This is a genomic window from Butyricimonas faecalis (genome assembly GCF_003991565.1).
In the GTDB taxonomy this organism is placed as follows: domain Bacteria; phylum Bacteroidota; class Bacteroidia; order Bacteroidales; family Marinifilaceae; genus Butyricimonas; species Butyricimonas faecalis.
Map to the genome: position 1 here is coordinate 810,676 of NZ_CP032819.1, position 13,975 is coordinate 824,650.

General features: G+C 47.3%; 11 protein-coding genes. 2 read left to right on the forward strand and 9 right to left on the reverse strand.

Annotated elements, in window-relative coordinates:
* Window positions 1-230: 230 nt before the first annotated feature.
* From D8S85_RS03425 to D8S85_RS03465, 9 genes are all read right to left on the reverse strand, one after another.
* Window positions 231-1,400: a clostripain-related cysteine peptidase gene (locus tag D8S85_RS03425; protein WP_158641704.1), complete on the reverse strand. Its 1,170-nt coding sequence runs from the start codon at window positions 1,398-1,400 to the stop codon at window positions 231-233.
* Window positions 1,401-1,531: 131 nt separating this feature from the next.
* Window positions 1,532-3,340 carry a peptidase U32 family protein gene (locus tag D8S85_RS03430; protein WP_106624878.1) on the reverse strand — a complete coding sequence of 603 codons (1,809 nt, stop codon included), beginning with the start codon at window positions 3,338-3,340 and terminating at the stop codon, window positions 1,532-1,534.
* Complete coding sequence (bioD, locus tag D8S85_RS03435) at window positions 3,337-4,026, reverse strand: dethiobiotin synthase (RefSeq protein WP_106624879.1); 690 nt, start codon at window positions 4,024-4,026, stop codon at window positions 3,337-3,339. Before bioD ends, D8S85_RS03430 begins: the two co-directional genes overlap by 4 nt.
* A gap of 61 nt (window positions 4,027-4,087) precedes the next feature.
* Complete coding sequence (gene bioC, locus D8S85_RS03440; protein WP_106624880.1) at window positions 4,088-4,852, reverse strand: malonyl-ACP O-methyltransferase BioC; 765 nt, start codon at window positions 4,850-4,852, stop codon at window positions 4,088-4,090.
* The gene (locus D8S85_RS03445; protein WP_106624881.1) at window positions 4,843-5,574 is read right to left on the reverse strand and encodes a DUF452 family protein; all 732 of its coding nucleotides are present in this window, start codon (window positions 5,572-5,574) and stop codon (window positions 4,843-4,845) included. The genes bioC and D8S85_RS03445 overlap by 10 nt, the downstream gene beginning before the upstream one ends.
* A gap of 14 nt (window positions 5,575-5,588) precedes the next feature.
* Window positions 5,589-6,746, reverse strand: a complete 1,158-nt coding sequence (locus D8S85_RS03450; RefSeq protein ID WP_106624882.1) for an aminotransferase class I/II-fold pyridoxal phosphate-dependent enzyme — start codon at window positions 6,744-6,746, stop codon at window positions 5,589-5,591.
* Window positions 6,747-6,818: 72 nt separating this feature from the next.
* Window positions 6,819-8,102, reverse strand: a complete 1,284-nt coding sequence (gene bioA, locus D8S85_RS03455; RefSeq protein WP_106624883.1) for an adenosylmethionine--8-amino-7-oxononanoate transaminase — start codon at window positions 8,100-8,102, stop codon at window positions 6,819-6,821.
* Window positions 8,103-8,184: 82 nt separating this feature from the next.
* The gene (bioB, locus tag D8S85_RS03460) at window positions 8,185-9,162 is read right to left on the reverse strand and encodes a biotin synthase BioB (protein WP_106624884.1); all 978 of its coding nucleotides are present in this window, start codon (window positions 9,160-9,162) and stop codon (window positions 8,185-8,187) included.
* A 55-nt stretch (window positions 9,163-9,217) separates the two neighbouring features.
* On the reverse strand, window positions 9,218-9,526 hold the full coding sequence (locus tag D8S85_RS03465) for a hypothetical protein (RefSeq protein ID WP_127074790.1): 309 nt from the start codon (window positions 9,524-9,526) through the stop codon (window positions 9,218-9,220).
* A gap of 128 nt (window positions 9,527-9,654) precedes the next feature.
* Between D8S85_RS03465 and D8S85_RS03470 the strand changes: the two genes are divergently transcribed.
* Window positions 9,655-12,618 (forward strand): PEP/pyruvate-binding domain-containing protein, encoded by a 2,964-nt coding sequence (locus tag D8S85_RS03470; RefSeq protein ID WP_106624886.1) that lies wholly within the window; start codon window positions 9,655-9,657, stop codon window positions 12,616-12,618.
* Between the two features lie 73 nt (window positions 12,619-12,691).
* Window positions 12,692-13,921 carry a mechanosensitive ion channel family protein gene (locus tag D8S85_RS03475; protein WP_106624887.1) on the forward strand — a complete coding sequence of 410 codons (1,230 nt, stop codon included), beginning with the start codon at window positions 12,692-12,694 and terminating at the stop codon, window positions 13,919-13,921.
* Window positions 13,922-13,975: the final 54 nt, after the last annotated feature.

The following is a 13,975-nucleotide window of genomic DNA, read 5'->3' on the forward strand; positions in this document are numbered from 1 at the left end:
GACTCCCGTGATATTACTCACATCTTACCCAAATAAAGTAGTAAATATACCCAAATAATCCCACATACTCAGAGATCATTTGAAGTTTACTCGTAGCTCAACCATTACAGGACGGCTGAGCTACGGATGAACAACGGTTGAGCTACGAATAAGGGGGAGTATTTCCCTAGCTTCTCAGTAGGATTTCCCATCGTTTTCAGTAGAAGTTGTTTCTGATGATTACATATTACTTATTCCGTCACCGCATCATAAACTCTCGCCCAGGAAAAGTTCCAATAAGCCTTTGTTTCGGTAGTCCATACACCAAGAGGAATGTAAGTTGCTATTCCACTGAATGTATCATCGGATATTTCTGTATAATAAAATGGGTTAGTTGCTTTTTTATGGATCACGACCTGGTTATCCAAAAAGTCTCGAAACTCCTCATAAAGTCGTCCTTCCCCCCCTGTCACATGCTTTATATACTCTCCTAAATCAAAAAACATATAGTGTTTACCATACTCCACTTTAGGATAACACCAAACATCATTTTTTCCCCAACCGGCAACCACCTCTTTTTCCCCTTTCAAAATTTCCCGGGTAAGATCAAATAAATGCTCCATCCCGTCCATTTTAATTAATGCTATTGTTCCAAATCGACTAGCTGCATTATACGTGTTATAATAATTCCAAAATTCATCACACACTTTCACCAAATCCTTTTCCAAATCGGCCCCCTTCCCCCAGAAATAAGGCATCACTCGGTCGTAAGGGAAACCCGGTGCTGGCAGTTCAGCGGGGGAAGCGATCACGTATTTTGCTTTTTCCCGTAAATCATAAAGCACTTCAATAGAAGACATCATGCAAGCATCGAACAAGATAAACTCCAGATTCTCCTTATTAAAAGGAATTGCCTTTGCCATATCCCGCGTATCCATCAAATTACCACCATCATCACCAAAACTCCGAGTAAGTCTGGGTTCCTGATACAAATACCGACTACGCCCAAGATTAGGAGGCAGCCATCCCGAAGCGTGTGAACCGAGAATTAATCCATACGAATCTGACGGGTACAACTCCTGCATCTCGTTCAACACCTCTTTCAGCACTTCCGGATCTGCAGAATCCATCTCCTCATACGTTTTCAACACCTGCTTTTCCACCTCTTTTCCTTTAAACTGGAACGTGTAAAGTTCCGGAGTGGAACCGCGACCATCAAAATAAATAACAATATTCGCATTATAACTCTTTTTCCATGCAACCATCATATCATTGATATTCTTCTGCATTGCAGACGAAAGAGTATTATCACCCGCCAAGTAAACCATCAACGTCCTCGTCTTCTGCGGCTCCACATCATCTTTCCCGCAGGACACGAGGAAAAAGAAAAGGATCACTCCTATATATTGTATAATTCGCATAACTTCCTTATAATAAATACATAAACTCATGCAAAATAATAAAAAATACCCATATATTCCAATTATATCACGTATTTTTATAATACATTCCGTTGCAAAGTGGTATATAAATACTATAAACAGATTATCTATTACATAGATAGTACCTTCATGAAACAATGTTTACAATCAAATTCAAGCCGGAACCGCCCCAAATTGTTAGAAAGGTACAACGGTAACTTCAGTGCCTTATCCTTCCCCGTCTTACGACACATACCCAATTCGAACAACAGGCAATAGCGGGTAGTCATCACCTCCCGGCCACTCTTCCTGTTTCCGGCTTCAAACCCCGGTTCAAGCGTCTCCACACCATGCTCCCGGTAGAACTCCGTCGCGAGACGATTCACCACGTTCAGTCGCCAATCGGCAGGCCCGGTATATTTCACGTCCCAGTTCAAAGGCTCCTGCACCCATCTCTCCCGTTGCTCTTCCCGTTCCCGACTCAAAGCATCCAGTAATTGCCGACGATAACCATTCACCACGGAAGAAGGTATAAATAACACCGTTTCATCGTGATACTCCACCTCACAACAATCGAACTCCGTATCCCCACTCTTCCGCAATTGCCCGACTACACGTTCTGCCTGTACAGGATTCGTGGCCTTCTCGAATGTCTCGTCACTCCGAACACTCACAGAAACACCATTCTCGTCCGTGGCCACCAATACCAGCCGAGCATCCTCCGCGTAGACATCAATTTTCACCTTGATTTTTCTCACGGAAGTTCCTTTCGCCAGGCGTGTCACGAACTCGTGGTCATAATTCCGGTACAACAACGTTCCCGGTTTCACGTTCACTTTCTCGTTGCATGTCAGTCGATTTCCTTCGGCCGTGTTCACCTTCACCCCCTGCAATTCCCGACCGTCAAAGTAACACAATCCATCCGCGTTATGCAGGGGTTCCAACGGTTCCACCCACATCTGGTTTCCCTTCACCTGTTTCACCACGGCCACCTTCTTCCCCATTGACTTCGGAGAATCCATGTTCACCATACCCGGTTTCCTCTGCTTGAAAAAATAGTCCGTGTATCCCCGGTTAAAACTTCGCTCGGGATCGGCCTCGAAACTGGCCTTCACGTATCCGGCACCCACACGTGCCAAATTCTCATCGCGAGCCACGATTACATCCAGACGACCGGAATAGTAATTCGTAACATTTGCCACATAATCCGCTTCCTTCAACCGGCCCTCGATTTTAAAAGAATCAATGCCCGCCTCCACCAATTCCGACAAGTGAGCCGACAAGTTCAAATCCTTCAGTGAAAGTACATATTTATCCTTTAACACCACCTTTCCCGCATCATCCTCCACGGTCCACCGCATCCGACAGGCTTGGGCACATTCGCCCCGGTTAGCCGAGCGATTCGTCAGGTAATACGACATGTAGCATTGCCCGCTTAAACTAACACACAAGGCCCCATGGACAAAGTATTCCAACTCGGCCTTCACCTCCCGGCGAATCTCCCGTAACTGCTCCAACGACAACTCCCGCGCCAACACGATACGTTGGAATCCCAGTCGGTCCAAAAACTTGATTCGCTCCAAGTCATAATTATGCATCTGCGTGCTGGCGTGTAGTGCTATCGGAGGTAAATCCAACTTCAGTACGGCCGGATCCTGCACGATAATAGCATCCACGCCTATCCTGTACAAGTCATGAATCAAACGTTCCACCTCCGGCAACTCTTCGTCGTAGAGAATCGTGTTTAACGTAACAAATACCCGGCAATAAAACCGATGTGCATACCGTACCGCCTTCTCGATGTCCTCCAGACTGTTGCCCACCGCTTTCCGAGCCCCGAAAGCCGGACCGCCGATATACACGGCATCCGCGCCGTTATTGATAGCAGCAATCGCCACATCAACATTCTTTGCCGGGGAAAGTAGCTCCACTCTTCTCATTCCCTGCCCTCCAACGCACTGACATCCACGTCCGGGTAATCGTTTCCGTGTACCACGGGTACCTCGATCAATGCCGTCGACGGGAAATACTGCTCCAGATACTGTTTGAATATCGTGATCGAATCATTCGTGATCCACTCGCTGTCATTCGGGAAACGGTTGTACACGAGAGAAGCCACCTCGATTCCCCGCGTACGGCAGAGTTCCAAACTCATCAGCGTGTGATTAATACTTCCCAGCTTGGATGAGGCCACAAGAATCAACGGATGTCCATGCTCTTGAATATAGTCGATCGTGAAGTAATCCCGAGTAACAGGCACGTATAGTCCCCCGGCTCCCTCCAACAACACCACGTCATACAAAGCATCCAACTTACGAGTAGACGCCTCAATTCGATCCATGTCCAGCGTTACCTTGTCGATCTCCGCTGCCAGATGAGGCGAGGCGGGATACGTCATCACGTAAGGACACGTCGTCCCGTCCTTATCCACGGGTTGCGGTTCGATCCCCATAATCTCCCGGTGCTTCAGAATATCCTCCGATATTCCGACACATCCCGTCTGTATAAACTTCTGGGTAATCACGTTTACCCCTCTTTTTCTCAAAGAGCGAGCCAGCAAGCCGGTTACTACCGACTTCCCAGTATCCGTATCTATTCCACTTACAAAATATACCACGTTATTGATTTTTGATTTATGATTTACGATTTATGATTAAACTCCCACCCTCTCCCTTTGGGGTACTCTGTTATAAATTGTTCTTCCTACACACAAAATAAAACGGATGGTAGGTTAAGGTCACCTTCCCATCTACGGCAAAGCGGGCATTATAGTCCTTGATAAAGGCATCCATCCGTCCTTTCGTCCAGATGGTCGGATCACCCGAAACATTCACCCCTGTCTTTTTCAAATGTTGGAGTACCGCTAACGGGCTGTCAAATTCAAGCGTATGCAACTCTTCTTCCATTCCTTCAATTTTAAAGTAAGGTTTCAGCATCTTTTCCAGTTCTTCCTTACTCCGATAATCAAGCCCGCCCCCCGTGGTCAGTCGTATCTCCTGCAAGTTAAACTTTCCGAAGGTACTAAACACCAGTACACCATTTTGTTCCAACTGTTTAGATAATTTCATGAACGTCTCTTCCGGAGTCGTAAACCACTGGAAGGTGGACGCCGAAGCAATCAGATCAAAACTAAGGGGCAGAAACAACTTCTCCACATCTCCCGGGAAACAACACGTCTGCGGTACCTGGTTAATCGTCGCCGCATGATAACATAATTCCTCCACCAAGTCGTTCAAGTACAAGTCAACGTTCGGAAAGGTTCGTTGCAACTGTGACGTCAACAACCCCGTACCACAACCGATCTCCAATATTTTCTCCGGCACACGCTTCACGGATGACAAGATCATGGGAACCATCCGGTCTACGATCATTTTCTGCACCCGTGCATTGTCGTTATAACTGGCTCGACTCCGCCTGAAACGCTGTTCTACCTCTTCTTTATTTATTTCCATATCTTTTCCCAATTATCTAGCACGTAAAACGGGTAATGCCCTCCCGACAGGGTAATAATCCTCTCAACACGATCTCTCCACCAGTTCCGTTGATTTTCCACCGGGAAGATAACATCCCCCTCGGAAACATAAACCCGGTCCCAATGCATTTCGGGCATCTCCCGTGCCGCCTGCTCCCGGATAAGTCGCAACTCTTCCCTTTGCTCATCAATATCCCTGCAAGGCTTGTTTTCCTCGAAACGTTCCATCTCCTCCTTCCCCGAGAGCATACGGGCAAAGAACTTATCTCTCCCCTGCACGGTCATTCCCCGCTCGGTCAACAAATATATTTTAGGATGAATCCCGTAATGTTCATCTACCGGACGTTCTGTCCCATTGATAGCTACCCGGTAAGCAACAGGGATATTCCAACGCCCCAACAATACCGATGCCGCCCACACGCCCATCGACCAAGCCACGACACGCACACACTCGTACCCCGCGACCTCCGGAGCTTCCTCCCCGGATATATCCCGATAATCGTAGAACAAAAGCAAATCACCCGTTCCCTTCACGTGTTGCACGGCACGTTCATCCATACCCCAACCGCAAAAAAATAACGTAAGTACCCGGCTTCCTTCTTTAGTAATCCATTTTCTTTTCATGAAAATCGCCTTTGCCGGGTTACAAGTTTCAAGTTGAGGATCTGACCCGTACGACTGGAATTTAAAATCTAAAATCATGAAATTTAAAATTATTAAAGACTGATTTCTATAAACTCCATCAAGCAATCGTAATCTTCCTCCGGTATCGCCGCATTTAACGAGAAACGGATACGAGCCTCGTTCTTCGGCACGGTCGGGTATCTCACAGGTAACACAAAAAAACCATTATCTTGGAATAATTCTGACATATAAACGCTATTCTCATTACTCCCGCACAAGAAAGGCACAATATGAGAATCACCCCGTGTTTCGAATCCCCGGTTTGCCAGCGTAGCACGCAGTCGCTCGGCGATACCCGACAGTTTCATGCGGTAAGAGTAAAATTCCGGCATCCGGTTAAGGATAAAACGAGTCCATGCCACGTTCACCGGGGGCAATGCCGTTGTGAAAATCAAGCTACGCTGCGTGTTCACCAGAAAATCCCTGAACATCTCGTCACAGACCACGAAAGCCCCGTAGGATGCAAAAGCCTTCCCGAAAGTACCCACGATAAAATCAATATCATCAATACATCCCTGTTCCTCGCAACACCCCAGTCCATTCGTGCCCCGCACCCCGACGGCATGCGCCTCGTCCACGTACAGGAACGTGTCGTACTCTCTCTTCAGATCACACAACTCCTGCAGGTCCGCCACGTCACCATCCATACTGAATATGGATTCTGTTACGATAAACACGTTCTCGTACTCCTCCCGGTGATTAAACAGGATTTCCCGCAAATGTTCGTAATCCAAGTGACGATAGCGTAACATCTCGGCTTCGCTCAACCGCAAGCCATCAATAATACTGGCGTGTACCAACTTATCTGCCACGATCAAGTCGCGTTTACCCGCTAACGCGGGTAATATCCCGATATTCGCGTGATAACCGGAATTCAACACCAAGGCAGCCTCCTTCCCGTACAAATCGCTCAAATCATTTTCCAACAAGCTATAATATTCATGATTTCCCGACAACAAACGGGACGACACGGCACTATACGACAGCAACTTCACGTCTGTCTCCTTGCGAAAATCCTCGTACAACACCGGGTTCGATGCCAACCCCAAGTAATCATTCGACGAGAGATTCAGCATTTCCCGTTCGTTATAATGTATCAAGAATCCATTATGCTGCACGTTTCGCAACACCCGGTAATTCCCCGATTCCTTAATCTTGTTCAGTTTATTAATATATCGTTCCTTATTCATGATGTTTTGCCTTCGGCAAAGTTACAAGTTCTTACCTCTCTAAATTTCAATTTTTTATCTTTTCATTTTCAATCATCTCAAACACGAGATCACGTGCAATAAGGCGGATGTCAGCCTTTGTAGTTCCCAGTCTCGGATGATGAAAGGCGGCATGACGTACACCAACTTGCCGAACGGGCGCACCCATACCCCCTCTTTGACGAAAGCGGCTTGAATTAATCCCATGTTCACGGGTTCCTTCATCTCCACCACTCCGATAGCTCCCAACACCCGTACATCTGCCACGTTCGGGAATTCCCGGGCCGGGGCAAGTTCTCTTTCCAACTGGTTCTGAATCCGCCCGATCATGGTTGTCAAGTCATAACTCCGGATCAAATCCAACGAGGCGTTTGCTGCAGCACAGGCCAATGGGTTACCCATGAACGTCGGACCGTGCATAAATACACCGGGATCTTTCGCACAGATCTGGGTGGCCACTTTCTCCGTCGCCATTGTAGCCGCAAAACTCATGTACCCGCCCGTAATCGCTTTCCCGACACACATAATATCCGGCACTATTCCCGCATGATCCACACCCCACATCTTCCCCGTACGTCCAAACCCGGTGGCAATCTCGTCACAGATCAGCAACACGTCGTAATCATTACACAACTCCCGCACCTGCCGCAAGTAATCCGCAGAGTAAAACCACATTCCCCCTGCCCCCTGCACAATAGGTTCCAGTATCACGGCAGCGATACGGTTGTGGTTATTCCGCAGGTTTTGCTTCAACTCCTCGATATGCTCCGGCAGGCAAGGCTCTCCGTAGCGAGCTTCCGGTCGGTGGATAAAATACTGCATGGGCAACGATCCTCGGAATATACTATGCATCCCCGTCACGGGATCACACACGGACATGGCATTCCACGTGTCCCCGTGGTATCCCTTTGTGATCGTCAAAAAATGGCGTTTATCGTCTCTCCCGGCAGCATACCAATATTGCAGGGCCATCTTCATCGCCACTTCCACGGCCACCGACCCGGAATCACAATAAAACACCTTGTCAATCCCATCGGGAGCCAGTTCCACCAACTTCTCCGCCAACTCCACGGCGGGACGATGTGTCAGTCCACCGAACATGACGTGCGACATATTCTTTAATTGCTCTTCAATAGCAGCGTTAATAGCCGGATGATTGTACCCGTGTACCACACACCACCACGAGGACATTCCATCAATCAACCGTGTCCCGTCCTCCAGTTCAATATACACTCCTTCCGCCCTCTTTACCGGGTAAACCGGGAGTGGGTTAACCGTTGACGTATAGGGATGCCATAAATGCTCCCTGTCAAATTTCAATAATTCTGCCGTATTCACTTTATCTAATTTAGAATTTAAAATTTAGAATTTAGAATCTGAAATCCCATTTAGTTTTTAAACATACAGACTGTCTTGCATTCTAAATTCCATCTGTTGTAAAGCCTAATCTTTTCACCTTCTCCATGTCCTCCATCACTTTCGAGCCAATCGTGGTCAGAAGATCTCCCACAATGGCCGAATTAATCCCGGCCCGGATGGCATCTTCCTCAATATGGGCAATCAACGCCCGTCCCCCGGCAAAGCGCAGGAAGGCATCAGGATTGATGAATCGGAAAACAGCCACCGTCGTCAGCACCTCCTCGTCAGCAAGTGGTGCCGCTCCTTCCAACGGGGTTCCCGGAATTGGATTCAACACATTCATCGGGATAGATTTCACTCCCAGCTCTCGAACAGTCAGCGCTAAGTTCACTCGATCCTCCATCGTCTCCCCCATACCGATGATACCCCCTGAACAAACCTCCATCCCCAGTTCAATCGCGTGGCGAATGGTCTCGATCTTCTCGTCCGTCGTGTGGGACGTGCAGAGGGTTGGGAAATAACGGCGTGACGTTTCCAAGTTACAATGGTAGCGGGTTATGCCTGCCTCTTTCAATCTTTTCAATTGTTCTTTCGTCAGCAAGCCCATGGAAGCGCAAAGGTTTATCTTCATCTCCTGCTTGATCTTCACGGCATACTCGCATAACTTGTCAATATTCTTGTTTGACAAAGAGCGCCCGCTCGTAACAAACGAGAATTTGTTCACCCCGTACTTGGCGTTCAAGCGTGCCAGTTCCATGCAACTCTCCTCGTCAATCAGCTCGTACTCCTGCACGTGCGTTTTGAACACAGCCGACTGTGCACACCACTTGCAATTCTCGGAACAACGTCCCGAACGGGCATTCACGATCGAGCAAGTGTCGAAATACCGCCCCACAAAACGATCCCGAATCGCCCCAGCTGCCTCGTACAAGGCTTTCTTGTTCTCCACTCGCGACAAGGCCAGCGCCTCCTCCCGGGTGATTTGTCCACCCGCTTCAATCTTTTGCTTTAATTCCTCTATAATATTTTCTTCTTTCATTTCCTGTTCTTTATAAAAAAACAAAAAGGTACCCTGTCCAAGAACAGAAATACCTTCAATTTAAACTATGATAAGAATTCATGAATACATCTTCCATACCGGCACGAACCGGCAATAACTCACAACTCACTCGTTTCGCCTTCTTCTCGTACCCCTCAAACAACCTCTCCAGTAGCTCGAATACTTTTGCCAACTCCACGATGACACCCTTTCTTGACGATTTTCGCAACGACATCTCACAAATATGAATAGCCAGTCTTCCGATCCGGATATTCCGGCCCAGTGAGGCAAAAATGGCATATCCTTTCCTGTTCCAACGGGAAAAGCATAACATCAAACCGGATTGCATGACGCGTCTGTTCATATCAAATGTTACCGTTATTATAAAACGTCGCAAGTTAATAAAAATCTTCTAGTTTTTTAGCTTTTAACCGCTATCTTTCTCTTGTCATTCCGCCAACAAATCTTTAGCTTTGTACAAAACAAAACATCATGGAAAAAATAGACCTGAACAAAATATACAAACGGAAAAAGAGTGATCGCGATATCTTTCAAGAACTTATGCCCTTTAAGGTCAAGGAGATTCTACTCATCGCCAACTATTACGACTCTTACACAATCGAGCGGGAAGGACAATTCTCCGGGAAGATATTCGGAGAATACCTTCAACTGAATCTTTTCACCGCTCCCCGTTTCACCTCCGTGGCAAACGAGGAAGGAGCCTTGCACGAACTGAAGAAACATCATTTCGACTTAATTATCATCATGGCAGGGCTGGACAAAGAAACTCCAATTCTTACCAGCCGTCACATAAAAGAGCAATATCCCGATATCTGCCAACTCATGCTGGTCAATAACAACGCCGACCTCTCCTATCTCCTGCGGTCGGAAAAGGAGATTAGTGAATCCATCGAGCGGGTCTTCGTGTGGAACGGTTCCACGAAAGTGTTCCTTGCCATGGCCAAATACCTGGAGGACAAAATAAACCTAGAGGCAGACACCAAATTGGGCGATGTGCGGGTAATTCTTGTTGTCGAGGACTCCGTCAAGTACTATTCCCGCTACCTGCCTCTTCTCTACACCGAGATCATGAGCCAGACACAAGCCATCATTGCCGAGGAACCCTCCAATGACGAAATGGGCGTAATCCTCCGGATGCGGGTGCGACCCAAACTAATTCTTGTCAGTAACTTCGAGGATGCCGTAGAGATCATCAACAAATACCGCAATAACATCATCGGTGTCATCTCCGACGTTCGCTACGCCCGCAACGGTGTGGAAGACGAGGATGCCGGAGTCAGCCTCATAAAATACGTACAACAGCTTGACAACAAGATCCCTTGTCTACTTCAAAGTCACGAGGCTGAAAACGAACAACGAGCACGGGAAGTAAATGCCCATTTCATCAATAAAAATTCACTCACACTGGCAAGGGAAATACAAGACTTCATCAAAAAACAACTCGGTTTCGGGGATTTCATCTTTCGAGATCACAACGGAAAGGTCATCGACCGAGCGCACAATATCGAAGAATTTCGCCAGAAACTCATGATCATTCCCGATGAATCGTTGGAATACCATGCCATTCGCAATGGAATTTCCACCTGGCTCATGGCACGGGCCGAAATCAACCTGGCGAAAAAATTACGCCGTTACAGTTTCAGCTACTTCAAAAGTCCGGACGAGATACGCCGTTTCATAGCGAACGTCTTCGAAGCATCGAAACTCAAAAAACTACGGGGACGCATCATTAAGTTCAACCCAAAACTCGTGAACTCCAATCGTTATATCACCCTGCTCGGTGACGGGTCTCTTGGAGGCAAGGGGCGAGGACTGGCGTTTCTCTCCAACTTCATCGAGAACGTTTACCTTAAAAAACTCATTCCCGACCTACGTGTGGCCATCCCTAAAACGGCCATTATCGGCGTAGATGAATTCGACAATTTCCTAGAGACCAACAACCTCTATGACGTTATCTTTGAGGACAAGGAATACGATCACGTTTTGGAAGCGTTCCGCATGGCACGCCTCTCCGATAAACTGCGCGACAATCTGCGGAAGTATCTTCAAGTTATGACCAAACCGCTAGCCGTGCGTTCCTCCGGACTCTTCGAGGACTCGCTCAATCAACCGTTTGCCGGAGTGTATTCCACCTACCTGCTCCCCAACAATCACCCGGACTTCGAACGTCGGCTAGAGGATGTCGAGAACGCCATCAAGCTCGTCTTTGCCTCCATTTATTCACCGGAATCACGAGCCTATTTCAACGCTATCGACTACATGATCGAGGAAGAGAAAATGTCTGTCATCATACAGGAGGTCATCGGTAACGAACACAACGGACGGTACTACCCTGAAATCAGCGGCGTGGCCCAGTCTTACAACTTCTACCCCTTTTCCTACATTCAGCCGGAAGACGGATTCGCCGTCACCGCCATCGGATTAGGAGCCTACGTCGTGGGTGGGGAAAAGACACATCGTTTCAGTCCCGCCTATCCCAAACTACAACTGGCCTCCACGCAGGATAAAATTAAAGCATCGCAACGCTACTTCTATGGCATCGATATGCTCGCTCGGGATTACGACCTCTACCGGGACGGGGAAAATGCCGCTATCAAAGCATACGACATCTCTGAAGCAGAGCGTGACGGCACGCTGGAATACACGGCCTCCGTCTACGATTTCATGAATGACCAGATTACCTATGATTTCTCTGTCAAAGGACCCCGTATTGTAGACTTCTCCAAAATACTCCAGTACGACTATTTTCCACTGGCCCCCACCCTGCAGATTCTACTAAACATATTCTCACAGGCCATGGGCTCACCCGTTGAGATTGAGTTCTCTGTCAACTTTGAAAACGGCATGCCTGTCTTTTACCTATTACAGATCAAACCGTTGATTAAAAACGAGTATAACATTGACATTGACGACCTTTCTATCGATCCGACCCACGTATTGCTGAAAGCCGACAAGGGTATGGGAAACGGGAAATTGCAATACATTCGTGACGTCGTGTACGTCGATCCCGACAAATTCGACCGCCTGCGTACCGAGGAAATTGCCGAAGAGATCAAGCGCCACAACTCACGGATCGCCCGGGAAGGCGACAGTTACCTACTCATCGGGCCAGGCCGCTGGGGCACACGCGACCCACTCACCGGGATACCCGTGCAATGGTCCGACATCGCCAATGCCAAAGTTATCGTGGAACAAGGACTTCCCGATTTTCCGCTAGATGCCTCCCTTGGCTCGCACTTTTTTCACAACGTCACTTCCATGAAAGTGGGTTACTTCGCAATCCCCTTTCAATCTGCTGACGCCTTCGTCAATTTTGACATTCTTCGACAACAGGAGGTCATCGAGGAATTTAAATACTCCCGCCACGTGCGCTTCAAAGCCCCGTTAACCGTGTGGATGGATGGTAAAAAACAAACGTCAGTAGTCACGTATTAATCCGTAAATTCTATATACCAGGTTAAAATTATTAATTTTGCCCACACATTAAACCAATTAAAATATTTGAAACATGACGATTGAAAATTACATTCAAGCCGGCTTGCAACATTTAGGTGTCTACTCGGAAACCATCTCCGACATCATCTATTTCCTAGCTCTGCTTGTGATTATCGGTATGATCAACTGGATCACCCACGTGCTTACCCGCCAATGGTTGGCACGCTTTGTACTTAAACTGACCAAACGGACGGCAACGAACTGGGATGACCTCATGTTCAGTCAACGATTTTTCAACCGACTGGGTCTGCTTATCGCCCCTATCATCATACAAATCGTATTCAAGGAGTTCGAGTGGACTCAATTTTCCTTCCTCATGCAACTGATCAACGTCTGGATCACGCTCTCCTTCCTGCTCATCGTGTCGAGTATTTTGGACGGTATCAACCGGATATACGACAGTTACCCGATAGCCAAAGACCGCCCGATCAAGGTATTCATTCAAGTGATCAAGATATTTTTTTACTGTGCCGCCATCATCATCATTATCAGTATACTGCTTGACAAAGATCCTTTCGCACTACTCGCCGGACTAGGAGCTATCTCTGCCGTTCTCATGTTGGTATTTAAGGATTCCATTCTCGGGTTTGTAGCAGGTATACAGCTAATATCCAACAGAATGGTAAACATCGGTGATTGGATCGTCATGCCCAGCAGCAATGCCGATGGCGATGTGATTGAAATCAATCTCACCACCGTGAAAGTGCAGAACTGGGATAAAACCATCTCCACCATCCCGACTTACAAGCTCGTTTCTGAATCATTCACCAATTGGCGAGGAATGCAAGAATCCGGAGGGCGACGCATCAAACGTTCCGTCAACATTAACATTTATTCGGTGCATTACCTCACCCATGAAGACCTTGAAAACTTAAAACAATCCGCCCTGCTCAAAAACTATATTGAAGGCAAAATGAAAGAGCTAAACGAGTACAATGCCAACGTGGAGAACCCGCTTGACAAACGCCATCTGACTAACATCGGGACTTTTCGGGAATACATGGAAGCATGGCTTGCCGCCAACCCCAACATCAACCTTGATATGACCCACATGGTACGGCAACTACAACCCACCCCGACGGGAATTCCATTGGAAATCTACTGCTTCTCGGCACGCAAAGAGTGGGTGATCTACGAACGGGTGCAAGCCGACATCTTCGATCATTTGTTTGCCATCCTCCCGCTTTTCAAACTGAAAGTATTCCAATATCCGACGAACATGGAGTGGATGCAGGAAAAATAGAATTTAAAATTTAGAATGTAGAATGTAGAATGAAATAGTCAATTCTACATTTTA